This window comes from Labrys sp. ALF-8 (genome assembly GCF_059699065.1).
Genome location: NZ_AP048537.1, coordinates 1,177,933 through 1,204,054 on the forward strand (window position 1 = coordinate 1,177,933; position 26,122 = coordinate 1,204,054).

Consider the following 26,122-nt stretch of genomic DNA (forward strand, 5'->3'; position numbering starts at 1 on the left):
GAATAGTAGTGCTGGGAGGCACACTCAAGGAGAGGACCTATGAACACTCGGATCATCGTCGGGCTCGGGCTTTCGCTCGCCCTGACGTCTCCTACTCTGGCGGCCATGCCTGCAACGCCGATCGCAGGCGGATCGGATGTCATCACGATCGCCGGTGGCTGCGGCCCTGGCTGGCATCGCGGGCCCTATGGCGGTTGCCAGCGCAACTACTACTATGCACCGAGGGCCTATTACGCTCCGCGCGTCGTCGTGGTGCGTCCGCGACCCTACTGGCACCATTGCTGGCGCGGCTACTACGGCCACCTCCACTGCAATTGAAACGAGGCTCCGGTGCGCGCGGCAGCAGCCTGGCGCGCCTGAAAATCCAGTGATCGATCGGAAGAGCGCGAAGGCCGTGCCCGCGTCGCAGTGCACGGCCGACTTGCCTATGGTGCCGCCGTTACGGTGGAGACCTCGCGCTGGTGAAGGCCCACCAAGCGCCTGATTTGGCGGCTTGGGCAGCTACATTACCGGGGCCGGTCTTCCTCGCACGCAGAAAGCCAGATGCTTACGGCACTGGTTCGGCGAACCGGTTTGCGCGATGCATCTACGCATCCAGTCCGCTCTTGCCTGCGCAGTACGCACACCGCGGCAGGGATCCACCAGACTGGCCCAAGCCGACGGGACGATGCCAGGCCCTCCGGTCACAGCCATGGCCAACAGCATGAAGGCGGCGTACAAGGCAGGGCAGCGGCCGATCCCGGCCGCCATGCCGTCGTTTTCAACGACTTCACTTGTTGGGAGTGGAGATATCCCCGAAATGGTAGGCAAGCTGGAGGAAAGCGCCAAGCCGTGACGTCTCGAACTTCTCAGGCGATTTGGGCGTCTGCGGAAAATTCGTGTAGCCGTCATTGGTGCGCATCCACGTATAGCGGGCACCGATACCAGCGCTGAAGTTCTTCGTGAAATAATACGAGGCAACAGCCTGGACTTCAGCACCGTATCCGGAGTGCCCGTGCTCCTTCAGGGAATTGATGTCGGGACGCAGCCAATGATAATCGGTACCCTCGAAATTGACATAGGGCAGATAGGTTGCTTCGCCCGAAAGCTTGATCGCGCTGGTCACCCAGTAGTCGCCGCCAACGCCGAGGCGCACGCCCTGCCAAAGCTCGTTCTCGGAAAGAGTCAGGCTGCCGGGAGCCACGTCGCCCGGCGCGCAAATCCCGGGATTGCCGGCTACCTGGGTACAACTGTAGACGTTCTCGCGCCGCTGGAGGATTTCGTAGCCGACATAGCCGCCGAGCTTCCAGTTATCGCCCTTGAACGCGGTATATCCGATATCGAAAGCACCTTGAATGCCTCGACCATTCCTCTGGTCGCTTGAGGTCTTCGAGTACGGCACAGCTGCCGGCGGGAAATCCTCGTCGTAGAGCTTGCCCGAAAACACATCCATTCCATTGAAATAGCCCTTGGCAAAAAAGCCATTCGCCATATCGATGCGCGCGAACACTTCGCGCGAGAGATCCGTCATTTGCTTGTAGGTGAGACGTGAGTTCATCTGCCCTGGCACGAAGGGATCGTAGAGCTTCTTGCGGAAATAGTTGTCGCTCAGGCCTATGCGAGCGCCGAACTCCGCCTCGAAATCAGGTCCGAGCGCGAGATATTCGGGTGACGGGTCATTGGCGCCGAACCGATAGTTGAGGCCGAATTTGACAAGTTGATCGTCGCGGCTGACCTTGAACGAGCCGACATCCGCACCCGGCTTCGGCGAGAGCGAGACACGACGATTGCCGAAGCCGTAATAATCGTATTCGAGCATGGCGGACCACCCGCCACCGAGCGCATATTCGACGCCGAGACCGGCAGTCCAGCCGAAACGGTTCTCGTCAGCCGTTCCTTCCGTCGTGTCAGTGGCGATCGGAAAGCCTTCGACTGAATATTTGTCATGGGCATAGGCAAGACCGGCCTTGCCATAAAGCAGAGCAGGCCCGAAGGCATAGCCCACGCGCCCGGTCAGGCTGGCCAGAAAGTCCGTCCGGGTGCGGCCGAAATCGCCAAACTGGCCGGCAGAGGAACGCCCGCCGACATTGGAATAGCTATCGAGAAAGGCCCAATCGATATCACCCTGAACGCCGAATACATATGATCCGGACTGGAAGTTGTAACCGGCTTGAGCTCCGAACAGAACGCCCTCATGCAAGGCACTCTTCTTGGCGTCACCTTCATAATAGCCTGTCGGATGCGACCAATCCGCGGAACCGAAGCCATAGCCGGAGTGCATACCCGCGTAGAAGCCCGTCCAGTCCAGATTGGGTCGAACTGCGAGATCGGCTGCATGGGCCGACAGCGACGTGCAAGCCAGCAAGAACGACGATGTAAGCAGCCAAGTTCTTTTCATTGCAGATCCCGGTGGTTATTTTCCTTTCAAATTCGTAAATCGATATCGAAATTCTGTACATGAGTCTTGAAACACCAAGTTTATTATTCAAGCGATCTGTTGCTAAAATGCAACTTTCTCACAAGACTAGGTAACAGCTTTAAACCCGGATGACATTGAGCCAACCAGCTGGCGTTTCCCGCGGATCGGGGTTCTGGCGCCTTCGCCTGGCTGCGGGACAAAATGAGAGTACCGGCTTGGCCGGCAGCCACCATCGGCAGGTCCCACCCAATATGGGCGCTTCTTCCTTCTCCTGCCCCGCCACGGCGGCCGGTGACCCGGCGGCCCGCTCTAAAGCGCTTTGGGATGTCGATATCGCATTGCTGAAATGCGTGGGCATGTCTGGTCATTCCGGACATGCCGATATATGAACGCACCCGAAATGAGCGCCGACAAGTGCCGATCTTTGTGGCCCTGACTGGTCGCTAATACCTTCGTCATGCATCGATAGTTTTTCGCGCCTGGATGCGTAGAGCTCCGGGAGGCGTCATGCTTTGACGAAGCTATCTGAACATCGAAAAACGCCCCCGTCTATCTGCGTTTCGACGTGGGGAAAACAGATCTCAATTCCTTCCAGGGATGGGAAACAACCCGATTATGGAATCTACAGAATTCGATCTCGAAGCGACGCTGAATTACCTCAGGAGTGGTGGCCTGAAGGAAACGAAGGCATACGCGGAACTGGCCCACACATGCGGTGAGCAGAAGGTCGCCATGAATCTCGACCTGCTGATCGCTCTCTGCCTGCTGGCTCAGCAGGGCCTCAGCCAGCGGCCTGCACTCCTGAACTGACGCCGCTGCCCTCTCGACGGCACTCCTCGACGAGTCCGTGGCACCGCTGAAACCGGCCATCCGGCCATGCTCTTACAAGCCCTACCTGCCCGCGACCGAGCGGGCAGTTCCAGAATCGGGCCACTCGCGGCCATCGAGACGTGTCGGGACCTGGCCATACGTCACCCGGCCCTCCCCTCCCCCGAAAATCTCTGGAATCTCGCACTATCCCGGGGAACCGAGCAGATAGGATTGAACGCACCCGTGGATTACAGGGATCTGGCTGCCTGCTGACGCTGCGAATGGATGGCGGGTGAGCGGAACTGCTGTATCGTCGCTCTCTGCTGTTGCGAGGTCCTCATGTCTCACGCCGTGTCCAGCCGGGCGTCCCTGGTATCCTATCTGTTGCCGGTCGCCTGCTTTGTGCTGGCCGTGGCATTACGATCGGAGACTTTTCCGATCGAACAGGGCGGCACGGCCTTTCTTCTCGTCCTTGATGCGGTGTCGATCGGACTGGTGCTGCTGACGGTATTTGCCGCGCTGCATCACGCAGAATCGATAGCGCATCGTGTCGGAGAACCCTATGGCACGCTCGTCCTCACCTTTGCCGTGACGACCATCGAGGTGTCGATCATCGTTTCCATGATGCTTCATGGAGCCAACAATCCGACGCTGGCAAGAGAATCCGTCTTCTCCACGGTGATGATCGTCTGCTGCGGTATCGTCGGAATATCTTTGACCCTCGGCGGGTGGCGTCATAGCCGCCAGGATATCCGGAGACAGGGGACCAGTGCCTTTCTTTCGGTGCTGATCGCGCTGACCGTGCTGACCATGGTGCTGCCCAACTACACGCTCGCAACAAGCGCCGGCACCTTCTCGGCCACCCAACTGGTTTTCGTCGGCATCCTCTCCGTCCTGCTCTACGGCAGTTTCGTCTTTGCACAGAGCTACGGGCAGAAGGAGGACTTTTCGGAAGTGACCGCCACGGAGCATGTGAAGGGCGAGCACCTTCCGCATACGCGCAGCCCGGCGATGCACCTGCTCTTTCTGCTCCTTGGGCTGGGGGGCATCGTACTGCTGACGGAGCAGGTCGCGGCCGGCGTAGAGGACGGGCTCGCCTATCTGCAGGTCTCGCAGTCGGACGCGATCGTCGGCGCGCTGATCGCGGTCGTCGTCCTGCTGCCGGAGGGGATTGCCGCCATAAAGGCCTCGCTGAAGAACGAGCTCCAGCGCGGCCTGAACATTGCCCTCGGCTCGGCCTGCGCGACGATCGGGCTGACCATTCCGGCGGTCGCGGCAGCAAGCCTCATCACCAGCCATCCGCTGACCCTCGGGCTCAGTTCCGGTGATACCGTCCTGCTCATCCTGGCGCTTGCCATGAGCGTGGTAAGCTTCGGCACTGGGCGCACCACCGTTCTCACCGGCCTCGCGCACCTCGTCATCTTCGTCGCCTATGTTCTTCTGATCGTCGTCCCCTAGAGCAAAGCGCGCTTAGATAGAAACGCCTCTTTTCTATACCTCATTTTTTACACGTGTACTTTCGTTCAGGCCGAAGCTGCCTCGATAAGTCGCTGCGCTGGTATCCCTCTCCCTAATGTCCAGTCGCTGAGATCTTCTCCAGAAGTTCCGCCTCGGATGCATGGTCCAGGCCTTCGCGCGTCTCCCAAAGCACCTGCCCGTCCGGACCGATGAGGAAGCTCTGCGGGAGCGACTCGACCGACAGCATGGCGATCAGTTCATGCCTGTCGTCGATGCCGAGGAGGGTGAAGGGATTGCCATGTCTCGCGAGATAGCGCAGCGCGGACTCGCTCTGATCGAAGGTGTCGATCCCAGCGAGGCGGACTCCCTTCTCCTGGAGATCCATCAGGAAATCGTGCTCGTCCCGGCAGCCTTCGCACCAGGAGGCCCAGAAATTGAGGAGCGTGACCTGATTCTGCAGAGCCTCCAGCGACGGCACGAGGATATCCGGCAGGCCCGGCAGCGGGGCCACGCTGAAAGGCGCGAGCACGAGACCGCGCACCTCCTTCGCATTCGCGTTGCCGTCTCGTGCCGATGAGACGAGAGCGGTTGCAGCGCCGGTCAGAAATGCCCTTCGACTGATCATGTCGGCCGTTCCGCGTTTGGTGCCCCGACGACGCTTCCGGGGAGTGACGACTCGCGCGTGGAAATACTACGCCGTCGTACCGCGGATGGCGATGCCCGGAATTCACTGCTGCTCTTATATCCTGAAATCATTCGCGAATTTCGGATCTCTCCCAACCGCTCCCCAGCCTTCCGTTACGCGACGGGGAGAATGAAGAAGGGTGGCCACGCGAAAACCGGTATAAAGGTCTCCGCACAGGACGGAGACAGGACATGGCTCAGCCTGAGGATTCCAGGAGTTTCGAAATCCGGATCCGGGCGGCCGAGCGCGCCCATGACGCGCGCGACAGGTGGCTGACCAAGACGAACGAGACGATGAGCGCGCTCGGCGTGGAGGCCCTGAAGGCCGCCGCTCTCATCAGCGGCGGCTCGGCCGCTGGGCTGCTCGCCTTCATGGGAGCCTTGATCGCGCATGATCGCGCCGGTGTCGCCGCCTGGCTCCCCTGGCCGCTCAGCCGTTTCGTGGTGGCGCTGCTGCTCGCCTGCATCGGATCGGGCACAGCCTATTTCGCGCAGTTCTGCCTCACGCAGGGCCTGGCCCACCATGAGAAGACCTGGATTCATCCTTACATCGCCGAAAGCGCGACCTATCCGGCCTGGCGTGCCGGCGGCCTTCTTTTCCAGGGCTTGACGATCGGCCTGGTGGTGGCCGCCTATGCCAGCCTCATCGTGGGATATCTAGCGACCTATCGCGCCATTTCGATCGTCGGCCTGTGATAGGGAGCTGGTGGAGCGTTCGCCATTCGCCTTGCGCGATGGGAGCATCCTGGCCAGTATTTCGCGGCAGCGGGCCGTCAACAAAGCCTCGCATTGGCAGCCTATCGTGGATAATGCAATCTGGCGATGATCGTCAGGTTCGACAATGACCGCCCTGTCCAGGAGTTTCCCATGAGCGATCTGGTGTTTATCGCCTTTCCGAACGAACAGAAGGCCGAAGAGGTCCGTGAACGTATTCTCGGCATGCAGAAGGAGTATCTCATCGAACTGGGCGATGCTGTGATCGCGGTGAAGGATGAACAGGGCCGGGTGAAACTCAACCAGATGGTGAACACCACCGCAGCCGGCGCGGCGTCCGGCGCGATCTGGGGTACCCTGATCGGCCTCATCTTCATGGCGCCGCTCGTCGGCACGGCCATCGGCGCCGCCTCGGGCGCACTCGGCGGTTATCTGACCGACGTGGGTATCGATGACAAGTTCATGAAGGAGGCGGCGCAGTCCCTCGCTCCCGGCAATGCCGGGTTGTTCCTCCTCATCCGCAAGATGACGGCGGACAAGGTCCTGGCGGATCTGGAAGGCGTCGGCGGCACGGTGATGCGTACTTCCTTCGACCATGAGCAGGAGCAGAAGCTGCGCGATGCGCTCTCGGGCCACGTCGCAGCCGCGCCTCCGGCGGCGGAGAAGACCGACACCGCGCCGTGACCTCGCATATGGGCCAGCATCGCGCTTGACCCGGCCCCTGGGGCCGCCCCGATAAGGGGGCGGTCCACAGGAGGGAGTGATTCGTGCCCGATTCCCGTGAGTTTCTCAATCCGTCCCAGGCGGCGAAGCGTCTCGGCATATCGGCCAAGGCATTGCGGCTCTACGAACGACGCGGCCTGCTCGTACCGTTGCGCAGCATGGCCGGCTGGCGCACCTACGGCCCGGGCCAGATGGCACGTGCCGCCGAGATTGCATCGCTGCGCGCCCTTGGCCTGAGTCTCGCTGAGATCGGGAAGGTTGTCCAAGGAGATCCGACGGGCCTGGAACCGGCGCTCGCCTCGCATCAGGCTGCGCTCGAAGCCCAGTTGCACAGTCTCGCCGTCACACTGACGAAGGTTCGCGGCGCAAGGGAAGATCTGGTCCGTGGCCGCAATCGTGCCGGCAGCGAGCCTTCAGGTGTTTCCGGAAGGCCGGCCGGCCCAGTCCTCGCCTTCGATCTGCCCTGGCCCTGGGGCGGCGAACGTTTCGAACTTCATGGGCTGGTGCCGCTCACCTATATCATCGGGCCTCTCGGCAGCGGCAAGACGAGGCTTGCGCGACACATCGCGGATAACCTGCCTGGCGCCTCCTTCCTGGGCCTGGATCGGCTGGAGGAGAACGGCATGTCCACTCCAGCCCGGCTCGCGACAGATCCGGCACTGGAGTCACGGGTCGGACGGCGGCTCGCCCGGCTCGTCGAGAACGGCGCGACCGCAACCGAGGCCCTCGTCGTGCTTCTGGAAGGTCTCGATGCGGAAGGCCCTGCCGTCCTCGTCGTGGACATGATCGAGCAGGCACTGGACCGGGCCACGCAGGAGGCGGTGATCGCCCACCTGCGCCGCCGGCCTCCGGGGGAAAGACCGCTTTTCCTGCTCACCCGCTCCAGCGCGATTCTCGACCTGTCCGCCCTCGGGTCGAACGAAGCCATCCTCTTCTGCCCGGCCAATCACAGCCCGCCGATGCTTGTAGCCCCCTATCCGGGCGCTCCGGGTTATGAGGCAGTGGCCAGTTGCCTCGCTCCGCCGGATGTCCGGGCACGCACCGAGGGCGTCATTGCCTGGCATCCGCAGCAGGCTCTCCAAGGCAGGGCCGCCCCCAGCCGCCACCCGCCCGTTCAGGCAAGCCTGTAGATGAAATAGCGCCCTTTCGGCACATCGGCGATGTCGAGCTCTTCGAAGCCCGGCGGCGCGCTGCCATGCACGAGGGAGATATCGGTATTGCTGATGTAAATGCCGCCGGGCGCGATCAGGTCGGGCAGATGCGCAATGATGCTGGCGACGATGGGCACCGCGCCGTCTCGATCCTTCAGGCCCAGGTCTGAATGCGCCATCGCCGCCTTGCGCGGCAGGCGTCGGACGGCCGTCTTCAGGGTCTCGTGGATGTCGCCCTCGAACAGCAGCGCGTCGGGCGGACGGACGAAGACGTTCGGGCTGACGACCTTCTCGAAGACATAGACGTCCCGGTCGGGGAAATTCTGCAGGATGTGATCGTATGTCCGCCCATGCCCGAGCCCGAACTCGAGGATAGGTCCCTCGACATCACGGATAAGATCCCTGGCGAGATCGATGCAGGTGCGTTGAGCCACCATACGGTTGATGAAATTGTCGAGATAACTCATGGATCGATATCGCGGGATGAGGACTGCCGCCCGCATATGAGGGCGCTTGGACGCCTCGTCATAGTGACCGGCGAGACACTCGGCAAGCAAAGCGGAACGGCTGCAGGTCTTCCGGCCGAGGCATTCGCAAGGAACCCGCAGCTTCGCACCGCCGTTATCCCGGATGGAGGTGCACAATGGAGAACGGACCCTGGTCGAAACCCGTGGAGTTCGAGGCATCCGCCGGCTCCCGTCGGGTAATCGCGAGTACGGAAGAGGCCTCGCACTACCTGCTGAACCGATGGCCGGTCGAAGGCGGAGAAAAATATATCGAAGCCCGCAAGATCTGCCTCGATGTCCTGGCGGGCCTGCGCACGCCGGACGACGCCAGGGCTGCCTTCGTCGCCGCCGCGGCAGAGGCCGGAATGCCGCAGACGAACAGCGACATGCCGCCGCCGGGCGGAGACGGGTGATCCCGCACGGCGAACACCCGGTGGCGGCTACCGGCAAATTTGACGGTGTGCAGGAATTACATACCCCGGCTAAGTTGTCCTGGTGAACGGCGCGGTGATCTCCGAGCAGATCCCCTCCCAGCCGCGCGGTTCGTGTTTTCCCAGCTCGTCTCTCGTCTAACCTCCCCAAGCCCGCGAAAGCGGGCTTCTTCTTGTCCGCCATCAGCCGCGCGAATAGGGAATGCGTACTTCCGATCGCTCCAGGAGCCATTCCCAGTTGCCGCGAGAATAGCCGCGCGAGACGTCGGCCAGAAGCTTGGCCATCTCGGCCTCGATCGCCGCAATCTCGGCCATGGCGTGGGTATTGGCGACGAGCAGCGCCCGCAAGGCGGCGCGCGTATCGCCGCCGCATTCGGCGATGACCTGATCGACGGTTTCTTCCAGTTCGACGGAGGTCTTGAACTCGCTTCGCCTTGCCTGCGCTGCCATCGGCTCTATCCCCGTGATTCCCGGGCTGAAGCTAAGGGCGGGCCGGGCCGCTGTCGAGTCTTTTGTTCCCGTTATGTTCGAGTTAGGCGGCGACCGGAAAGGCCCTTTACGCCTCTCCCCTTCGGCGCGCCGTCCACTTCAGAAAAAATGCGGAACAGGAGGAACAAACAGCCGTACCGACCGTTCTATGCCCGATCGGACACCATGAAGCCGTTCCTGGTGTCCGTCCGGGCTGTCCCCGCAGTCCGGCAGACTTCGAGCTGTTGACGCACTCGTGTCTTTCTTCTCGTGGTTCTCCCGGCCTTGACCGGCCATCGTTCTACGACCCCGACTGCCGGGTGCCCCGCACCCGGCAATTTTTTCGCTCAATTCCGCAGCACCACGCAGGCCCCTCCCGCGCGATGAAGCTTGTCGCAGAGGAGGCTGGCCTCTCGCATGGTCTTGGCCGGCAGGCGGACACGGTAGAAGGCCCGCCGGCCGCGGCCCGCCATGCGCGTACCTATGATGAGGGTCTCCCGGCCGCCCAGGATGGCGGGAAAGCGGGCCGCCACACGCTCATAGGAAGCGATGGCGCGGCTCTTGGAGAAGTTGCCCGAGAGCTGCACGCCGAAGGGCGCATAAGGGCCCTCGAAGAGCTGCTGCGGCGCCGTCGTGCGGATAGCCGTCACTATGGTGAGGCAGCCCTTATCGTCCGGCACCTTCGGCTCGTGCTTCAGACCATCGAGCGAGGCCCAGTCATAGACGCTCCGCCGGGTGATGAACCGGACATAGGCCTCCGTTTCCGGGGGAAGGAACCGCCCCTTGTCGAACCAGTCCTGCAACCGTTTCGGGCCTGCATTGTAGGCCGCGAGCGCCAGGCCCCAATTGCCGAATTGCTCCTTCATCGCGGCGAGATAGGCGGCCGAGGCCGGAATCGCCTTTTCGGGATCGAAGGGATCGTCGAGGTTCCATTCCTGAGCCGTACCCGGCATGAACTGCGCAATGCCCTGCGCTCCGGCGCCGCTGACCACATGCGGCCGGAAGCTGCTCTCGCGCCAGATCAACCGGGTGAAGATCTCGGACGGTATGGACTTGGCGGCGGCCGCCGTCTCGATAAGCCGGCAGACAGCCTGGTCGAAGGTTTCCTGCTGCGCCCACGCCTTTCCCGGCGTCAGCAAGGAGCCCAGACAGAAGGTCAGGGCCAGGACGAAAGGGAGGAAGCGCAGACTCATAGGCCCTGTCTTGGCGGAAAACGATGCAATGTCGGGAGCAATGACGCCTCCCACCCGCCGCAGGTTCTATCGCGGCGCGGCGGGACACACAAATCCCCGACAGACCTGCGTGTCGAATGAAGGCAGTGTCTCTTGCCTGGAAAGGTCGGAGCGAGGCAGAAAGACGGCATCGCAGAAAGGGACGATCATCATGAGAATCGATTTACGGATCGCCGCCACACTCGCTTGGTTGGCCATTCCCAATCTTGCCTCGGCCGCCGCCGGCTTCGATCCGACACCGCAGATTCCCCTCAAGATCGAGGATGCCGACCGCACGCGCTTCGTGAATTTCGATGCCACTCGCCAGCGCACCGTCGCCGCAGCTCTTGCCGGTACCTCCGGTGACGACGGCATGGCGCTCCAGAAGATCCTCCTGGGCGATCCCGTGGCCATCGGCGGCGAAGGCGAACTCGTCGGCAACTGGCGCTGCCGCAGCGCGCAGCTCGCGGACGGCTCCAAGGCCGGCGACGGCAAGGGCGGAGCCTATCTCTACCCTTATTTCAAATGCGCGATCCGCAAGAAGGAAGGCAAGCTCTTCTTCGAGAAGCTCAACGGCTCGCAGCGGGTGAGCGGCTTTCTCTATCGCGTGCGAAACGATCGCTACGCCTTTCTCGGGGGCACCGACCTCGCCGATGACCCTCAAGTCCCCTATGGCTACGCCTCGGACAGGAATGTCGTCGCCTACCTCTTCAAGGTCGGGACGAAACGCCTTCGCCTGGAGATGCCCAACACCTGTTGCAGCGACCTCGAGATCCTGGAACTGGTGAGATAGGCGCGCGCGCCTGACGGTGAAGCGCCGAGCCGTCCGGCCTCGGACAGGGAGCGGCGGTCTAGCCGGCCGTCCTCGCGGATTCTCCCGAATGAAATGCCGCCTCGTCGAGGGCCAGCAGGTCGGCGATGCGTTCGATGGTGACGTCGGGCGCGGGATCGATCACCTTGCCCTCCGCATCCGTGGCGTAATGTCCCTGACGCACGAAGATGGTGGTGAGCCTTGTGCCCATGACCTTCTTCATCTTGGCGAGCAGCCCGGGCTTGTCGTCTATCATGGCATAGTGCTTCGCGGGGTAGCGCCGCTGCACCGAGTCAAGGACGAGTTCCTTGTGCATATAGATCATGACATTGCCGCCCATGGCGTCCCAGATGCCGGCGTGCTGCACCTTGCGGGGCTGGAAGACCACGTCGCCATCGGAAAGCACCGCCGGCGTCGCGAAGCTCTTCAAACTCTCGATCACCTCCAGCGCGCCGGGAAAGACTCGCTCGGCAAAGGGGTATTCGAGCATGAAGTGCGACATCTCCAGGAGCTTTGGATCATCGTCCAGTCCCGTCCGGAAAAGCTGGAGCGCGCCGAGATAGTCGGCATAGCCCGCCTTGTCGCGGATCTCTTCATAGAACTTGCGATAGCGCGCACGCTGTTCGGCACCGAACAGGCTCTCAAGTCTGTCGGCGAGGTCGTCGCCGAACCGGTCATTATCGAGCAGGGTGTTGTCGACATCGAAGAGAACGACAAGCTGGTGTTGAGCAGGCACGGCAGCCTCCCTGAAATATCCGTTGAAACATGAAGTCGACGGCTGGCTCGATGAACGTGCACGGCGAGCGCCGTGTTCCCAGCCGCGACGAGGCGTAACGTTCTTCCCCTTCTATCGTCCCATGCGATTCCAGGCGTCGAGGCCAGCGATCTTGTAGGCCTCGGCCAGCGTTGGGTAATTGAAGGTGTTCTCTATGAAGTAGTCGATCGTGCCCTTGAGGTTGAGCACGGCCTGGCCGATGTGGATCAGTTCCGTCGCTCCCTCGCCGAGGATATGCACGCCCAGGAGGCGACGCGTCTTGGTTGAGAAGATCATCTTCATGATGCCGCTGTTCAGCCCCATGATATGGCCGCGTGACGTCTCGCGGAAACGGGCGATGCCAACCTCGTAGGGAATGCCCTTCTTGCGCACCTCCTCCTCGGTCAGGCCCGTCGTCGAGATCTCCGGCACCGAATAGATGCCATAAGGGAAATATTCCGGCGGCGGCGGAGGGTCCAGGCCGAAGGCATGGCAGGCGGCAACCCGCCCCTGTTCCATGGAGGTGGAGGCGAGGCTCGGAAAGCCGATCACGTCGCCGGCCGCATAGATATGCGGCACGTCGGTCTGCAACGTGGCGGGATTTACCGTGATGCGGCCCCGATGGTCCACCTTCAGCCCGGCAGCGTCGAGATTGAGCCTGTCCGTGGCACCGACGCGGCCAGCCGCAAACAGCAGCATCTCGGAGGAAACCAGGCGGCCGTCGGCAAGCTTGGTGGTGATGCGGCCATTTTCGGCCACCTCGATCGAATTGACCGCCGCGCCCAGGCGGAGGGCGACGTTGCGGTCGCGCAATTCGTGCATGAACTCGTCGATGAGTTCCTTGTCGATGAAATCGAGGAAGGTCGTGCGCGGCTCGATGAGGGTAACGGCGACGTCGAGGGCGCTGAAGATCGTCGCATATTCGACGCCGATGACGCCGGCCCCGATCACGGTGAGGCTGCGCGGCAGCCTGGGCAGTTCGATGATCTCGTCGGAATCGAAGACGGTGGTATCGTTGAAGGGCACGTAGTCGGGCCGGAAAGGCCGCGTACCGCAGGCAATCAGCACATGGGCGGAGGAAACGACCCGCCTTTCCCCGGACTCGGCCGTGATCTCGATCTCGTGCGGGCTGATGAAGCGGGCCTCGCCGCGCGCGGTGCGCACGGTGTTGCGGCTGAACTGATGCTCCAGCACCTCAACCTCGTGGTCCAGCGTCTTCTGGAGCCGGGCCATGAGGTCTCCGGCACCGATATCCTGTTTGACCCGATAGGAGCGACCGTAGAAGCCGCGCTCGCGCCAGCCTGAGAGGTTCAGCACCGTTTCGCGCAGCGTCTTGGAGGGAATGGTGCCCGTATGGACGGAAACACCGCCCACTCTCCTGCCCTTCTCCACCACCAGTACCGACTTGCCGAGCTTGGCCGATTGCACGGCGGCTCGGCGTCCGGAGGGGCCGGAACCGATGACGAGCATGTCATAGTCATACATGGAGAACGTCTCGCGGATGGCGGGGCATGACGGAGACCCCAGCAGTTTGCTGCGGCACAGCATGAATGCACGTCGGCGAGGCTCCTGCCAAGAGAGCTTCCGGCGCGTCGCGACAATAAGCGGGACAATGCTTCCGGAGGCGTTCCCGCATCCGACGCACAAGCGACCGCAAACGCCCACGCCTGCCTTCACCGCAAATTGGCTTCGCCCGGCATCCGGCGCCAGGCCGCCTCTCGTGACACAAGCCCGCTCATCGGCGGCCTCGGATACCCGTCCGAGCCGGCCATGACCAAGGCGGCCTATGCACAGCCTTGTCGAGGAAGATACATCTATAAGTTGTAACTTTATCGGCGATGCGATTACGGCTATCGACGAATCTTTCCCCCCCCTACGCGGACTTTTAAATGTCTCAACTCGGTCGATCTGGTTCACGCCAGAGATACTCCATGCGCCTGTTCGTCGCCAGTTTGTGCGCCCTGCTGTCGTTCTCCGTCCTCGCAGCAAGGCCCGCCGCCGCCGCCCAGTGCGGTGACGATGCGTCCGGCTTCCCGGCCTGGCTCGAGTCCTTCAGGCAGGAGGCCGTAAACGAGGGCATCTCGCCCGCAGTCGTCAATTCCGCCCTCAGCGACGTCACCTACAACACCACGGTGATCCGGCTCGACCGTTCCCAGAAGAAGACCTTCGGCGGCACCTTCGAGCAGTTCGCGGCCGGCCGCGTCACCGCCGGCCGCATCGCCAAGGGCAAGGCGATGATGCAGCGCCACGCTGGCGTGCTGTCGCAGATCGAGAGCCGTTTCGGCGTACAGCCGGAGATCCTCGTGGCGATCTGGGGCATGGAGACGGATTACGGCGTAGTCTCCGGCAAGATGCCGGTCTTCCGCTCGCTGGCGACGCTGGCCTATGACTGCCGCCGCTCCGCCTTCTTCCGCAACGAGTTGATCTCCGCCCTCAAGATCGTCGAGCGCGGCGACGAATCGGCGTCCGCCATGGTCGGCGCCTGGGCCGGCGAAATCGGCCAGGCACAGTTCCTGTGCTCGAACTACCTCAAATATGCCGTCGACATCGATGGTGATGGCCGCCGCGACCTGATCCGCACGCCGGCCGACGTGCTGGGCTCCATCGCCAACCTCCTGCAGGCCCATGGCTGGTCCGCGGACGGCAGCTATGAAGTGGGCGGCAGCAACTTCGCCGTGCTGACCGAATGGAACAAGTCGACCAATTACCAGAAAGCCATCGTGCTCTTCGCTGAGAAGCTGAAGAGCTGAACGGGGACCGAGGAGAACGCAACCCTGTCCTCCCCCGATGCCCGGCCCCACGGAACGGCCGGGCGTCGTCCCCTCCCTAACGTCATACAGTGAACAGCTGTGGCGGAAAAGTCACATACTTCAGCGCGCTAGCATGCTAAGGATCCAGCAACCTGGCGTTGAAGAAGATGAAGCAGATGCAGATGCGTTTCGCGGCGGCAATCCTGATCCTGGGCACCTGTGGCGCTTCAGCAGCCGATCTTGCAATCAAGCAGGCGGAACCTGTTGTTCCGGTAGCCATCTACAACTGGACCGGTCCCTACATTGGCGTCCACGCCGGCTATGGCTGGGGGCAGGAACATGACGATCAGAGCCGCCTGTTTCCCGCGGAAACGGATCCTGGCACTGGCGGTGGCGGAACCGACAAATACGACATGGACGGTTTCCTGGGCGGTGTGCATGCAGGCTACAACTACCAGACGGGCCAGTTCGTCTTCGGCGCCGAAGGCGATATCGACTATTCCGGCGTCAAGGGCACGGGACATGGGACCTATCTGGGCGGCACAATCCCCCGCACGCTGAAAATGGAGGATCGCTGGCAGGGTTCGGCCCGGCTGCGCGCCGGCTTCGCCATCGACAATCTGCTACTCTACGCCACTGGCGGCCTCGCCTTCGCCGAAGGCAAATTGACCAGCTCCGGTCCTGATATTGCCACCACGAGTTCCACCAAGACGCATCTTGGCTGGACGGCGGGCCTCGGGGCCGAGTACGCCTTCACGCAGAACTGGATCGGCCGCGCGGAGGTACGCTATACCGATTTCCAGAAGAAGCGCTACAGAACCTCCGACGGCCCCGTGAAGGCAGGTTGGGACCAAGTGACGACGAATGTGGGCGTCAGCTACAAGTTCTGACGCACCCGGTTTTTTTGCAGGAAGCCCGGCCATGTGCCGGGCTTTGTCGTTTTGAGTATCAGTGACTCCCGGGAAAAAGGCCGTTGCCCTCGGCCCACGACGACGGCGTTCTATCTTACCGCCGTCTGGGCGTAGGCTCCGCCGAAACGATTGGCGAGGAAGGCGTCGAGCGAGATGTCTTCCTGGCGGATGAAGCCGCGCTGCGGCAGTTCGCCCTTGGCCAGCATGTCGAGGACGGCGCAGATGGCTGACGCAGTGGTCACCTGTATGGCGCTGCGCAGCTGCGCGCCGACGCGGCGACTGTAGATCTTGTTGGCGTAGGTATCCTGCACGAGATGGCCGTGACGCTTGCCGCTGACGGTGACGAAGATCACCACCACGTCCTGCACCGTGGCCGGCAGCGCATTTTCAAGGATGTCCTTCAGCACTTCGCGCCTGTGCCTGAGCCCGAGATCGTTGAGCAGAGCCTTCATGATGGCGGCATGGCCGGGATAGCGGATGGTGCGGTAGTTCAGCGTGCGCACCTTGCCCATATAGGTCTCGCACAGGCTACCCAACCCACCCGAGGTGTTGAAGGCCTCATAGGTGACGCCGTCGAGCGAAAACTCCTCGCGCTCCTCCATGGCCGGCACTTCGACGCGATGGCCATCGACGATCGCCTCGCAAGGCTCGCAATATTCGTTGATGACCCCGTCCGTGCTCCATGTGAGATTATAGTTAAGGGCGTTGGACGGGTATTGCGGCAGGGCGCCCACCCGCATGCGGATCGAATCCAGCGTGTCGAACTGCTTGGCGAGATCGTTGGCGACGATCGAGATGAAGCCAGGCGCCAGGCCGCATTGGGGGATGAAGGCGCTCTCCGCCGAAGCAGCGAGATCCCGGACGCGGCGCGTGGACGCGACGTCCTCGGTCAGGTCCAGATAATGCACGTTTGCGCGCGCCGCCGCCTCGGCGATGCGGGTGGTGAGATGGAAAGGTGCGGCGCTGAGCACCGCGAACGCACCCGTGAGCATGGCGTCGAGCGCCTCCTCGTCCTGGATGTCGACCTGCCGCCGAAGCACGGCGCCGGAGAGTTCCGCGCCCTCGAGCTGCTCTGCGGAACGGTCGATGACAGTGACGCTGTAGTCCCCGCTCGCCGCCAGAATATCGGCAATGGTCGAACCAATCTTGCCCGCCCCGACGACCACGATCCTGCGCATGCTATTCCTCCCCTCGAATCGACCGTCACAGGATACGCCCGGGATTCGTCCAATCGAAGCTGTCATTTCGACGATATGACGATCTTTCTTTTCACATTAAAGGCAGCTATATCGTCATTATGACGACAGCAGCCGATGATGCCCTGATTGCGATCCTGCGCGAGGACGCCCGCGCCTCCACTGCCGAGATCGCGCGACGGCTTGGCGTCTCCCGCACCACCGTGCAGAGCCGGATCGAGCGGCTGGAGCACCGCGGCGTCATCGCCGGCTATACGCTCCGCCTTTCGGAGGAACACACCAGCTCCCTCATTCGCGCCCATATCCTGCTCACAATCCTGCCCAAGCTGATCGGGCAGGTGGAGAAAGGTCTGCGCGAGATTCCAGCCGTGCGTACCCTCCACTCCGTCAGCGGCAATTTCGACATGATCGCCGTGATCGAGGCACGATCCGTGGGCGAACTCGATGCCGTCGCCGATAGGATCGGCGCGCTCGAGGGTGTGGAGCGCACCTCGACCTCGCTCATTCTCTCGACCCGGATCGATCGCTGAATGTCCTCCGCCGGATCCCGTCGCCGAGACTGAACATCGTTCACTCCAGGGCGGCGGCGGGCATTCCCGAAACGGTCACTCCCCTTGGAGGAGGACAGGTCTGCTCGTCCCACGTTCAGTTTCGGTTCAGCCACGATCCGGATTATGGCGGCCAAACAAGAGAGGTCTCCATGTCCCTGCGCAGTAGATTGATTGGTCTGGCCGGAACCCTGATGCTCGCCGTCTCCCCGACGGCGCTCGTAATGGCGCAGGATGCACAGGCCCCCACCGTCGAGGCGCCTACGCCGGCCAAGCCCTCGCCGGAGGACGTGATCCGGCGCCACAAGCAGCAGCAGGGTGCATCCGGCGAGTCGCAGGGACAGGACGAGGCTCCGATGAAGCCTCGGCAGGGCCACCCGAAGCCTGCCTCCCAGGATAATGCCGAGGGCGTCCCCGCAGGCGATGAGGGCTCGCCTGCCATGAAGCCGAAGCGCCAGAAGCCCGAGATCCCTCCGCAAGAGGACGGCGCTCCCAACGCTGCCGGCGAAGGAACGGGCGCCGCACCCGCCGTGAAGCCCAAGCGCCAGAAGCCGGACGCCATCCAGCCGGACGGTGCTGGCGCCGCACCCGCTCCCAACGCAGCAGACGACGGCTCCGGCGCTCCAGCCGTGAAGCCCAAGCGCCAGAAGCCAGCGCCGGAGACACCGGTACCGACCGCGCCCCCCGCTCAAGAGCCGGCTTCGAACGATGCGCAGCCTGACACCGGACAGCAGCCCGGCGCGGCCAAGCCGCCCCGGCAGAAGGGCCAGCGTCCTGCCGATGCCAGCCAGCAGGGCGAGGGAGCGCAGCCGCCTCGCCAGGAGCCCCAGTCTCAGCCGGAACCGTTGCCAGGGCAGGGCAAGCGACCCGACCGGAGCAACCAGGAAGGCCAACCCGGAGTCACTCCGCAGGAAACGTCACCCGACGGCGCGAGCCAGCCGCCGACGCCCGGCCAGAAGCCGGGATCGCAGTTCCTTCCGGGTCGGCAGCGGCCGAATGGCCAGGGAGCGATCCCGGGCCAGGATGTGAATCCGGGCGGCTATGAACAGCAGGACAACGGCACCCAGCAAGGCCGGGGTAGTCGCAATCGGCTACCGGGCCAAGGCGGCTATCAGGACCAGCAGGGTGGCGACATGCAGGGCCAGGACGGGCGCAACCGCCTCCCCGGCCAGGCAAACCAGTCGGGTCAGGACAACCAGCCGGGTCAGGGCGGCTATCAAGGCCAGCAGCCGGGCGGCGGCATGCCGCAGGGCCAGAGCGACTTCATCCGCGGTCCGGTCAACCAGGCGGCGGAGCAGCGCGCGCTCGGCCTTCTCAACGATCGTACGCCTCCCGAGCGCCTGAACGACCAGCAGTTGCGCCAGCGCCTGAACGTCTATCGCGGAGTCCTGGCGGGCGGCAATCTCTCGGCGGGCACCGAGCAGGCGCTGATCCAGCGGCTCAACGGTGCTCGCGCCGCCCTCCGCAACCGCGTCTCCGAACAGGAATATGGCGGGCCGCAGGACGACCAGGGCGGCCGCAATTCACCTTTCGGGAGGCCCCAGTTCCAGGAAGGAAGGCCGAGCGCCCAGGACGTTCCCGCAATCCTGGCCGACCGGCGTCCTTCCGGCGTTCTGACGATCGACCAGCTCAATCGCCGCATCCTGGTGTATCGCGATGCCGCCAACGACCAGCGCTATGGTCAGGACGATCGCGACGCCTTCTCGGAATATCTGCAGGATGACCGTGCCGAATTGCGCAGGCGCCTGCTGAGCGATCGCGGCCAGCGCTTCGACCGCCTTCGCCGGCCCGATGACGGCTATCGCCTCGACATGGACGTGGCGCCCCGCGGCCCGCGTCAGCAGAGCGTCTGGGCAGCAGAGGTCGACGACGAGCAGATCGAGGAGCAGTTCGCCTCCCGGCCGCTGCGTCCATTGCCTCGCCGTTACAGCCGCGCCGACTTCTTCGCGCAGCCGGAGATGGTGATGGAGCAGCCCATCGTGCGCCAGGCCATCCCGGGCGTCGAGCTCGATACCATCCACTTCGGCTTCAACGAATCCTTCATCCGCGAAGAGGAGACAGCCAATCTGGATCGTGTCGGGCGTATTCTCGAGCGCATCGTGGCGGCCCATCCCAACGAGGTCTTCGTGATCGAAGGGAATACGGACGCCGTGGGCGACGATGCCTACAATCTCCGGCTTTCCAAGGCGCGCGCCGAGGCGGTGAAACAGGCGCTCACCCAATATTACGTGATCTCGCCGGACAATCTCGTCACCGCCGGCCTGGGTGAACGCTATCTGAAGATCCCAACGCCCGAACCCGAGCAGGAGAACCGCCGCGTGACCATCCGTCGCGTTACGCCGCTTCTCCAGAATTGAGGTCCGCGCACCGGGCATCATGCCCGTTCTTGGAACGAAACCATAGCCGGGAAGCTGCGCTCGTTCTCCAAGCGAAGCAGCATTCCGGCCGTTCTCGTCATCGCGCGAGGTGGTTCAAGAACGGGCAAGATGTCCGTGCACACGGAAACACCCCAACCGCTTTTGCTTGAATTCCCTGGCCCTTTCGCTTAAACCCGCGCGGCGCAGGCACCCCCTCGGTGCCCGCGCCTTCTCGCCTCATGCAGGATGCCCGCTGCCGGCAGGATTCGCCGGCCCGTGCGCCTGTGGCGTCACCCATCGAGAGCGCCCTCCCCGATAAGCGTTCGAGAGTTGATCGGAGCCCAGTGGCCGATGTCCGGCAGTTCGCGTCCCCGTCTTGTCATGAAGTTTGGCGGCACATCCGTCGCCAATGTCGAACGCATCAAGAATGTGGCGCTTCATGTCAAACGCGAGGTCGATGCCGGCTACGACGTCGCCGTGGTCGTCTCCGCCATGTCGGGCAAGACCAATGAACTCGTGGCCTGGTGCAACGAGGCGTCGCCTCTTTACGACCAGCGCGAATACGACACCATCGTCGCCTCCGGCGAACAGGTGACATCGGGCCTGTTGGCCATGGTCCTGAACTCGATGGGCATCAAGGCGCGCTCTTGGCAGGGGTGGCAGGTGCCGATCGAAACCTCCAACGCCCATGGCTCGGCTCGAATCTCCGGAATCCCGTCCAAGAATCTCGACGCTGGCTTTGCGGCCGGCGAGGTAGCGGTGATCTCGGGCTTCCAGGGCATGGAGCCGGTAACCCAGCGCATCACCACGCTCGGGCGCGGCGGTTCGGACACCTCGGCGGTCGCAATTGCGGGAGCGGTCGGCGCCGAGCGCTGCGATATCTATACCGATGTCGACGGCGTCTACACCACCGATCCGCGCATCGTGCCCAAGGCCCAGCGCATGGACCGTATCGCCTTCGAGGAAATGCTCGAAATGGCCTCGCTCGGTGCCAAGGTGCTGCAGGTGCGCTCGGTCGAGCTCGCCATGGTACATAAGGTCAAGACTTACGTGCGGTCGTCCTTCGACGACCCCACCAATCCCAATCCCGGAACCCTCATCTGCGACGAGGAAGATATCATGGAACAGCAGGTTGTGACCGGCATCGCCTATTCGAAGGACGAGGCGCAGATCACCCTGCGTGACGTCGCCGACCGTCCGGGCGTGGCCGCCGCCATCTTCGTCCCGTTGGCGGACGCCAACATCAACGTGGACATGATCGTGCAGAACATCTCTGCCGACGGCGCGTCCACGGACATGACCTTTACGGTGCCGCAGGCCGAGTTCCAGCGCGCCAAGGACGTCATCGACAAAGCCCGCCTGACGGTGAAGTGCGACAATGTCGAGACGAACATGGATGTCGCCAAGGTCTCGGTGATCGGCATCGGCATGCGCAGCCATGCGGGCGTCGCCGCCACCTGCTTCCAGGCCCTGGCCGGACGCGGCATCAACATCCGCGCCATCACCACGTCGGAGATCAAGATCTCGGTGCTGATCGACGCCGCCTACACGGAACTTGCTGTGCGCACGCTGCACACGCTCTACGGCCTCGATAAGGCCTGATTGATCGACTTTCATCCTGGCGCAAATCGCCGGGCTGCACCGGAAAACTCTTTCATTTTTCCGGAAAACTTGCGACAGGTCAAAAAGTTAAGGTGTGCTTCGTTTGTAATCTTGAACGAAGCACACTCCCGATTCATCGTGTGCTTCGGGCCAGTCCGAGGCCCTGAGGGAGACATCGTATGCGTGGCGCGATCGGCGGCCCACGCCTGCTTCTGAGACGGCTCCGCGAGGTGACGGCGGAACCCGTCTCGGCGCAGGAGCGGCTGGACAAGATTGTGGTGCTGATCGCCGCGAACATGGTCGCGGAGGTGTGCTCGGTCTATGTCCTGCGCACTGACGGCACGCTTGAGCTCTATGCCACCGAGGGCCTCAATCCAAACGCCGTCCACTTGACCACCATGCGCAAGGGCGAAGGCCTGGTCGGCCTGGTGGCCAAGGAGGCCGAGCCGGTTACGACCTCGGACGCACAGCATCATCCGTCCTTCTCCTACAAGCCGGAGACGGGCGAGGAAATCTACAACGCCTTCCTCGGCGTGCCGATCCTGCGCGCCGGCGAGACGCTCGGCGTCCTCGTCGTGCAGAACCGGGCGCAGCGCGTCTACTCCGAGGAAGAAATCGAGGCGTTGCTCACGGTCGCCATGGTGCTGGCCGAGATGATCGCCTCGGGCGAATTGCAGGCCCTGGCCCGTCCGGGTGCCGATCTCGCCAGCCGCCGCCCCCTGCACCTGACGGGCGCCTCGCTCGCCGAAGGCGTCGGCCTCGGCCACGTCGTGCTGCATGAACCGCGCGTGGTGATAAAGACCCTGATCGCCGACGACGTGGGCCGCGAGACCAACCGGCTCGACAACGCCATCATCGGCTTGCGCGATTCGATCGACGCCATGCTCGATCGTGGCGATCTCGCCCGCGCCACCGAGACGCTCGACGTGCTCGAAGCCTACCGGATGTTCGCGCAGGACCGGGGCTGGATCACGAAGATGCGCGAGGTGATCGCCACCGGCGTCACCGCCGAGGCTGCGGTGCAGCGCGTACAGTCCGATACCCGTGCCCGCATGCAGCGCGTCGCCGATCCCATCCTGCGCGAACGGCTCTACGATCTCGACGACCTGGCCAACCGCCTGCTGCGGCAGCTCACCGGCGACGGCCATCACGTACCCGCCGAGGCCATGCCGAAGGATGCGGTGCTGGTCGCCCGTTCCATGGGTCCTGCCGCCCTGCTCGACTATTCCCGCGACAGCCTGCGCGGCCTCATTCTCGAAGAAGGAGGCCCCACGAGTCACGTCGCCATCGTGGCGCGCGCGCTCGGCATTCCCACCGTGGGCGAGGTCGAGGGCATCACCAATCTGGTCGAGCCCGGCGATGCCATCATCGTCGACGGTTCCTCGGGCGACGTGCAGGTGCGCCCCGCACCCGATGTCGAGCATGCCTATGCGGAGAAGGTGCGTTTCCGCGCCAAGCGCCAGGAACAGTACCAGGCGCTGCGCAGCCGGCCCAACTGCACGCGCGACGGGCGCGACATCGGCCTGTTCCTCAATGCCGGCCTCCTGGTGGACCTGCCGCACGTGAAGGAAAGCGGCGCCGATGGCATCGGCCTGTTCCGGACCGAGCTGCAGTTCATGATCGCCTCGCAGTTCCCGCGCACGGGCGAGCAGTATGCGCTCTACAAGGCGGTGCTGGAGGCAGCCGGCGACCGGCCGGTGACCTTCCGCACCCTCGACATCGGCGGGGACAAGGTGCTGCCCTACATGCACCAGATCGAGGAGGAGAACCCGGCTCTCGGCTGGCGCGCCATCCGCCTCGGCCTCGACCGGCCCGGCCTGATGCGCTCGCAGTTGCGCGCCTTGCTGCAGGCCGCGGCGGGCCGCGAGTTGCGAGTGATGTTCCCCATGATCGCGGCAGCGGAGGAGTTCGACCAGGCCCGCGACGTGGTGGAGCGCGAGATCACCTTCCTGCGCCGGCACGGCAAGCCGCTGCCCGATCTCGTCAAGCTCGGCGCGATGGTGGAGGTGCCGAGCCTGCTGTTCCAGCTCGACGAAATCCTGGAGCGTACCGATTTCCTGTCGGTGGGCTCGAATGACCTCTTCCAGTTCCTCTACGCGGTCGACCGCGGCAATGCGCGCGTAGCCGCGCGCTTCGACACCCTGTCGCCCTCGGTGATGCGCGCCCTGAAGATGATCGCCGACAAGTCGCGCGAGGCGGGCGTTCCGGTGACGCTGTGCGGCGAACTCGCCTCCAAGCCCCTGGAAGCCCTCGCCCTGATCGGCCTAGGCTTCCGGCAATTGTCGATGACGCCCTCCGCCATCGGGCCGGTGAAGGCGATGATGCTCGAAACGGATGCTGCCGAGGTCGCCGATCTCGTCAAGCGCCATATCGCCCCCGATGCCGAGAAGCCATTGCGCCTGGCACTGCGCGAGTTCGCCGAGCAACGCGGCATCCCGTTGTAGCGTTGCCGGAAGCGCGGACGGCCCCGTCCACGCTTTCCTTCTCTCACGCGCATCGTTTCCAAGAGCGGACGAGGATGTCCGCGCTCCCAGGAAGACCCTCCCATGCTCCCCCTCGACCGCCTTGATGCCCTGCTCCGCCGCCGCGACTTCGTCGAAGCCGAGTTGGCGTCCGGCCCCGATGCCGAAGCCTATGTCGCCCTGGCGCGCGAACTCTCGGATCTCGATCCGGTCGCGGCCACCATTCGCGAATGGCAGAGTGCGCAGGGCGAGCTCAAGGGCGTCGAAGCGATGATCGCCGAGCCCGCCATGGCCGGGGAGATGGCCGACCTTGCGGAAGAGGAGCGCAAGGCCCTCGTCGAGCGCATCGCCAATCTGGAAACCGACATAAAGCTCGCATTGCTGCCCAAGGATGCCGCCGACGAAAAATCCGCCATCCTGGAAGTCCGTGCCGGCACCGGCGGGGATGAAGCCTCTCTTTTTGCCGGCGATCTCCTGCGCATGTATCAGCGCTATGCCGACCTCCAGGGCTGGAAGACGGAAATATTGTCCGAGAGCGAGGGCACGATGGGCGGCTACAAGGAAGCCGCCATGGCGATCCGGGGCAAGGGCGTGTTCGCCAGGCTGAAATTCGAGTCCGGTGTCCATCGGGTTCAGCGCGTGCCGGTGACGGAAGCCGGCGGCCGCATCCATACCTCCGCCGCCACAGTGGCGGTGCTGCCGGAAGCGGAGGATGTCGATATCCATATCGACGAAAAGGACCTGAAGGTCGACGTCTTCCGCGCCTCGGGCGCCGGTGGCCAGCACGTCAACACCACGGACAGCGCGGTGCGCATCACCCATCTGCCCACCGGCATCGCGGTCGCCGTACAGCAGGAGCGCTCCCAGCACAAGAACCGCGCCCAGGCCATGGCCATGCTGCGCGCTCGCCTGTACGAGGCCGAACGCGAGCGGGTGGACTCGGCAAGAGCCGCCGACCGTCGCGACCAGGTTGGCTCCGGCGACCGCTCCGAACGCATCCGGACCTATAATTTTCCGCAGGGGCGCCTCACCGACCATCGTATCGGCCTGACGCTCTACAAGCTCGACCAGATCATCGCAGGCGACGCTCTCAATGAGGTCATCGACGCCCTGGTGACAGAGAACCAGGCGCGCCTCCTGGCAGCCAGCGAGGCGAAGAATTGAGGCGCATGGCGGATTGGAGCGAGAAACGCCAGGATCGGGGGTGCGGACACACCCGTCCGTTGGGCCTTGCCGGCCAGCGCACCGTTTCCAACCGTCGGATCGCCCAGCATTCCCAAGCTATCGCCGGAATGTCCGCTTTCCCGGGGCCAGCGCTTCCATGATCACTCTCGGCGCCCTCTATCGCGAGGCCCTCGCCGCCTTTCGATCGGCCGGTCTGGCGACGCCCGAACTCGACGCGCGCTGGCTGGTGGCCGAGGCCGCTGGATCCCCGGCCACCGCCGTCACCCTCGATCCCGACAGGCCGCTTGCACCGGATGCTGCGGAAAGGGCTCGCACCTATGTCGCCCGCCGGCTCGCCGGCGAGCCGGTCGACCGCATTCTCGGCAATCGGGAGTTCTGGAGCCTCAGTTTCCGGCTCGGACCGGCTACTCTCTCCCCTCGCCCCGACACGGAAACCATCGTGGAGGCCTGCCTTGCAGTGCTGCCGGACAAGCAGGGCGCCTACCGCCTGCTGGATCTCGGCACCGGCACGGGCGCCATTCTCATCGCCCTGCTCAGCGAACGCCCGCGCGCGAGGGGCCGCGGCATCGACAAGGCGGCCGAAGCGGTGAAGATCGCCGCGCTCAATGCCGAGGACAATGGCGTCGCCAATCGCGCGAGCTTCTCAGTAGGAGATTGGATGAAGGGCGTGGACGGCCCGTTCGACCTGGTGGTCTCGAACCCTCCCTATATTCCCTCCGCGGACATCGCCGGGCTCGACCGCGAAGTACGCGAGCATGATCCGCTGCCGGCCCTCGACGGGGGCGTGGACGGCCTTGACGCCTATCGCGCCATCGCAGCGGATGCCCCACGCGTGCTGGCACCCGGGGGCATCCTCGTCTTCGAGCTCGGCATCGGGCAGGAGGAGGACGTGGCTACCGTCATGAAGGCCGCAGGCTTCGACCTGCTCGGTCCGGCCCGCAAGGATCTCGGCGGCGTCGCGAGAGCCCTGGCAGGCCGGCTGGCATAAGCAG

24 protein-coding genes are annotated in these 26,122 nt (G+C 63.8%); 16 read left to right on the top strand and 8 right to left on the bottom strand.

Features of this window, described 5'->3' with window-relative positions; genetic code table 11:
* Positions 1–105 precede the first annotated feature (105 nt).
* Positions 106–318: a GCG_CRPN prefix-to-repeats domain-containing protein gene (locus AC6H34_RS05395; protein WP_448151414.1), complete on the top strand. Its 213-nt coding sequence runs from the start codon at positions 106–108 to the stop codon at positions 316–318.
* 451 nt (positions 319–769) lie between these two features.
* Here the strand turns inward: AC6H34_RS05395 and AC6H34_RS05400 are convergent, their stop codons facing one another.
* A complete protein-coding gene (locus AC6H34_RS05400; RefSeq protein WP_497538131.1) occupies positions 770–2,377 on the bottom strand; it encodes an outer membrane beta-barrel protein in 1,608 nt (535 codons plus the stop codon).
* A 636-nt stretch (positions 2,378–3,013) separates the two neighbouring features.
* Here AC6H34_RS05400 and AC6H34_RS05405 point away from each other — a divergent pair.
* Complete coding sequence (locus AC6H34_RS05405; protein ID WP_448150987.1) at positions 3,014–3,208, top strand: hypothetical protein; 195 nt, start codon at positions 3,014–3,016, stop codon at positions 3,206–3,208.
* A 339-nt stretch (positions 3,209–3,547) separates the two neighbouring features.
* Positions 3,548–4,666, top strand: a complete 1,119-nt coding sequence (locus tag AC6H34_RS05410) for a calcium:cation antiporter (RefSeq protein WP_497538132.1) — start codon at positions 3,548–3,550, stop codon at positions 4,664–4,666.
* A 112-nt stretch (positions 4,667–4,778) separates the two neighbouring features.
* Here the strand turns inward: AC6H34_RS05410 and AC6H34_RS05415 are convergent, their stop codons facing one another.
* Positions 4,779–5,291, bottom strand: a complete 513-nt coding sequence (locus AC6H34_RS05415; protein ID WP_448150985.1) for a redoxin domain-containing protein — start codon at positions 5,289–5,291, stop codon at positions 4,779–4,781.
* A gap of 251 nt (positions 5,292–5,542) precedes the next feature.
* On the opposite strand from AC6H34_RS05415, the gene AC6H34_RS05420 reads away from it, so the two are divergent.
* From AC6H34_RS05420 to AC6H34_RS05430, 3 genes are all read left to right on the top strand, one after another.
* Positions 5,543–6,046 (top strand): hypothetical protein, encoded by a 504-nt coding sequence (locus tag AC6H34_RS05420; RefSeq protein WP_497538133.1) that lies wholly within the window; start codon positions 5,543–5,545, stop codon positions 6,044–6,046.
* 171 nt (positions 6,047–6,217) lie between these two features.
* Positions 6,218–6,748 carry a DUF1269 domain-containing protein gene (locus AC6H34_RS05425; RefSeq protein ID WP_448150983.1) on the top strand — a complete coding sequence of 177 codons (531 nt, stop codon included), beginning with the start codon at positions 6,218–6,220 and terminating at the stop codon, positions 6,746–6,748.
* An 83-nt stretch (positions 6,749–6,831) separates the two neighbouring features.
* The gene (locus tag AC6H34_RS05430) at positions 6,832–7,917 is read left to right on the top strand and encodes a MerR family transcriptional regulator (RefSeq protein WP_497538134.1); all 1,086 of its coding nucleotides are present in this window, start codon (positions 6,832–6,834) and stop codon (positions 7,915–7,917) included.
* Here AC6H34_RS05430 and AC6H34_RS05435 read toward each other — a convergent pair.
* Positions 7,902–8,405, bottom strand: coding sequence for a class I SAM-dependent methyltransferase (locus AC6H34_RS05435; RefSeq protein WP_448150981.1), 504 nt, complete (start codon positions 8,403–8,405; stop codon positions 7,902–7,904). The two genes, AC6H34_RS05430 and AC6H34_RS05435, sit on opposite strands and share 16 nt — an antisense overlap.
* 176 nt (positions 8,406–8,581) lie before the next feature.
* Here AC6H34_RS05435 and AC6H34_RS05440 point away from each other — a divergent pair, with 176 nt between their 5' ends.
* Complete coding sequence (locus AC6H34_RS05440; RefSeq protein ID WP_497538135.1) at positions 8,582–8,857, top strand: DUF982 domain-containing protein; 276 nt, start codon at positions 8,582–8,584, stop codon at positions 8,855–8,857.
* A 201-nt stretch (positions 8,858–9,058) separates the two neighbouring features.
* Here AC6H34_RS05440 and AC6H34_RS05445 read toward each other — a convergent pair whose 3' ends face one another.
* Positions 9,059–9,325, bottom strand: a complete 267-nt coding sequence (locus AC6H34_RS05445) for a hypothetical protein (RefSeq protein ID WP_497538136.1) — start codon at positions 9,323–9,325, stop codon at positions 9,059–9,061.
* Positions 9,326–9,690: 365 nt separating this feature from the next.
* Positions 9,691–10,536: a lytic transglycosylase domain-containing protein gene (locus AC6H34_RS05450; RefSeq protein ID WP_448150978.1), complete on the bottom strand. Its 846-nt coding sequence runs from the start codon at positions 10,534–10,536 to the stop codon at positions 9,691–9,693.
* A gap of 190 nt (positions 10,537–10,726) precedes the next feature.
* On the opposite strand from AC6H34_RS05450, the gene AC6H34_RS05455 reads away from it, so the two are divergent.
* Positions 10,727–11,347, top strand: a complete 621-nt coding sequence (locus AC6H34_RS05455) for a DUF4893 domain-containing protein (protein ID WP_497538137.1) — start codon at positions 10,727–10,729, stop codon at positions 11,345–11,347.
* A gap of 58 nt (positions 11,348–11,405) precedes the next feature.
* On the opposite strand, the gene AC6H34_RS05460 is transcribed toward AC6H34_RS05455, so the two are convergent.
* Entirely contained in the window at positions 11,406–12,101 is a 696-nt protein-coding gene (locus AC6H34_RS05460) for an HAD family hydrolase (RefSeq protein WP_497538138.1), read from the bottom strand.
* Positions 12,102–12,212: 111 nt separating this feature from the next.
* Positions 12,213–13,604: a Si-specific NAD(P)(+) transhydrogenase gene (sthA, locus tag AC6H34_RS05465; RefSeq protein ID WP_448150975.1), complete on the bottom strand. Its 1,392-nt coding sequence runs from the start codon at positions 13,602–13,604 to the stop codon at positions 12,213–12,215.
* Between the two features lie 446 nt (positions 13,605–14,050).
* Here sthA and AC6H34_RS05470 point away from each other — a divergent pair, with 446 nt between their 5' ends.
* Together AC6H34_RS05470 and AC6H34_RS05475 are read left to right on the top strand one after the other, a co-directional pair.
* The gene (locus AC6H34_RS05470) at positions 14,051–14,869 is read left to right on the top strand and encodes a lytic murein transglycosylase (protein ID WP_497538139.1); all 819 of its coding nucleotides are present in this window, start codon (positions 14,051–14,053) and stop codon (positions 14,867–14,869) included.
* A 176-nt stretch (positions 14,870–15,045) separates the two neighbouring features.
* Positions 15,046–15,759, top strand: coding sequence for an outer membrane protein (locus tag AC6H34_RS05475; RefSeq protein ID WP_448150973.1), 714 nt, complete (start codon positions 15,046–15,048; stop codon positions 15,757–15,759).
* A gap of 110 nt (positions 15,760–15,869) precedes the next feature.
* Here the strand turns inward: AC6H34_RS05475 and AC6H34_RS05480 are convergent, their stop codons facing one another.
* Positions 15,870–16,958 carry a saccharopine dehydrogenase family protein gene (locus tag AC6H34_RS05480; RefSeq protein WP_448150972.1) on the bottom strand — a complete coding sequence of 363 codons (1,089 nt, stop codon included), beginning with the start codon at positions 16,956–16,958 and terminating at the stop codon, positions 15,870–15,872.
* Between the two features lie 119 nt (positions 16,959–17,077).
* Between AC6H34_RS05480 and AC6H34_RS05485 the strand changes: the two genes are divergently transcribed.
* The 6 genes from AC6H34_RS05485 to prmC all read left to right on the top strand — a co-directional run bounded on the left by AC6H34_RS05485 (position 17,078) and on the right by prmC (position 26,118).
* On the top strand, positions 17,078–17,506 hold the full coding sequence (locus tag AC6H34_RS05485) for an Lrp/AsnC family transcriptional regulator (protein ID WP_448150971.1): 429 nt from the start codon (positions 17,078–17,080) through the stop codon (positions 17,504–17,506).
* A 170-nt stretch (positions 17,507–17,676) separates the two neighbouring features.
* Positions 17,677–19,881 carry an OmpA family protein gene (locus tag AC6H34_RS05490; RefSeq protein ID WP_497538140.1) on the top strand — a complete coding sequence of 735 codons (2,205 nt, stop codon included), beginning with the start codon at positions 17,677–17,679 and terminating at the stop codon, positions 19,879–19,881.
* A gap of 351 nt (positions 19,882–20,232) precedes the next feature.
* Positions 20,233–21,483, top strand: a complete 1,251-nt coding sequence (locus AC6H34_RS05495) for an aspartate kinase (protein WP_497538141.1) — start codon at positions 20,233–20,235, stop codon at positions 21,481–21,483.
* A 179-nt stretch (positions 21,484–21,662) separates the two neighbouring features.
* Positions 21,663–23,927, top strand: coding sequence for a phosphoenolpyruvate--protein phosphotransferase (gene ptsP / locus AC6H34_RS05500; RefSeq protein ID WP_497538142.1), 2,265 nt, complete (start codon positions 21,663–21,665; stop codon positions 23,925–23,927).
* 102 nt (positions 23,928–24,029) lie between these two features.
* Positions 24,030–25,109 (top strand): peptide chain release factor 1, encoded by a 1,080-nt coding sequence (prfA, locus tag AC6H34_RS05505; RefSeq protein WP_497538143.1) that lies wholly within the window; start codon positions 24,030–24,032, stop codon positions 25,107–25,109.
* Positions 25,110–25,266: 157 nt separating this feature from the next.
* Complete coding sequence (gene prmC, locus AC6H34_RS05510) at positions 25,267–26,118, top strand: peptide chain release factor N(5)-glutamine methyltransferase (RefSeq protein WP_497538144.1); 852 nt, start codon at positions 25,267–25,269, stop codon at positions 26,116–26,118.
* Positions 26,119–26,122: the final 4 nt, after the last annotated feature.

Coding starts and splice junctions, on each gene's coding strand:
- AC6H34_RS05495 (WP_497538141.1), top strand. CDS start 20,233: ATGTCCGGCAGTTCGCGTCCCCGTCTTGTCATGAAGTTTGGCGGCACA.
- AC6H34_RS05395 (WP_448151414.1), top strand. CDS start 106: ATGCCTGCAACGCCGATCGCAGGCGGATCGGATGTCATCACGATCGCC.
- AC6H34_RS05405 (WP_448150987.1), top strand. CDS start 3,014: ATGGAATCTACAGAATTCGATCTCGAAGCGACGCTGAATTACCTCAGG.
- AC6H34_RS05410 (WP_497538132.1), top strand. CDS start 3,548: ATGTCTCACGCCGTGTCCAGCCGGGCGTCCCTGGTATCCTATCTGTTG.
- AC6H34_RS05450 (WP_448150978.1), bottom strand. CDS start 10,536: ATGAGTCTGCGCTTCCTCCCTTTCGTCCTGGCCCTGACCTTCTGTCTG.
- AC6H34_RS05400 (WP_497538131.1), bottom strand. CDS start 2,377: ATGAAAAGAACTTGGCTGCTTACATCGTCGTTCTTGCTGGCTTGCACG.
- AC6H34_RS05490 (WP_497538140.1), top strand. CDS start 17,677: ATGTCCCTGCGCAGTAGATTGATTGGTCTGGCCGGAACCCTGATGCTC.
- AC6H34_RS05440 (WP_497538135.1), top strand. CDS start 8,582: ATGGAGAACGGACCCTGGTCGAAACCCGTGGAGTTCGAGGCATCCGCC.
- prmC (WP_497538144.1), top strand. CDS start 25,267: ATGATCACTCTCGGCGCCCTCTATCGCGAGGCCCTCGCCGCCTTTCGA.
- AC6H34_RS05485 (WP_448150971.1), top strand. CDS start 17,078: ATGACGACAGCAGCCGATGATGCCCTGATTGCGATCCTGCGCGAGGAC.
- AC6H34_RS05415 (WP_448150985.1), bottom strand. CDS start 5,291: ATGATCAGTCGAAGGGCATTTCTGACCGGCGCTGCAACCGCTCTCGTC.
- AC6H34_RS05425 (WP_448150983.1), top strand. CDS start 6,218: ATGAGCGATCTGGTGTTTATCGCCTTTCCGAACGAACAGAAGGCCGAA.
- AC6H34_RS05470 (WP_497538139.1), top strand. CDS start 14,051: ATGCGCCTGTTCGTCGCCAGTTTGTGCGCCCTGCTGTCGTTCTCCGTC.
- AC6H34_RS05455 (WP_497538137.1), top strand. CDS start 10,727: ATGAGAATCGATTTACGGATCGCCGCCACACTCGCTTGGTTGGCCATT.
- AC6H34_RS05475 (WP_448150973.1), top strand. CDS start 15,046: ATGCAGATGCGTTTCGCGGCGGCAATCCTGATCCTGGGCACCTGTGGC.
- AC6H34_RS05420 (WP_497538133.1), top strand. CDS start 5,543: ATGGCTCAGCCTGAGGATTCCAGGAGTTTCGAAATCCGGATCCGGGCG.
- AC6H34_RS05435 (WP_448150981.1), bottom strand. CDS start 8,405: ATGAGTTATCTCGACAATTTCATCAACCGTATGGTGGCTCAACGCACC.
- AC6H34_RS05480 (WP_448150972.1), bottom strand. CDS start 16,958: ATGCGCAGGATCGTGGTCGTCGGGGCGGGCAAGATTGGTTCGACCATT.
- sthA (WP_448150975.1), bottom strand. CDS start 13,604: ATGTATGACTATGACATGCTCGTCATCGGTTCCGGCCCCTCCGGACGC.
- prfA (WP_497538143.1), top strand. CDS start 24,030: ATGCTCCCCCTCGACCGCCTTGATGCCCTGCTCCGCCGCCGCGACTTC.
- ptsP (WP_497538142.1), top strand. CDS start 21,663: ATGCGTGGCGCGATCGGCGGCCCACGCCTGCTTCTGAGACGGCTCCGC.
- AC6H34_RS05445 (WP_497538136.1), bottom strand. CDS start 9,325: ATGGCAGCGCAGGCAAGGCGAAGCGAGTTCAAGACCTCCGTCGAACTG.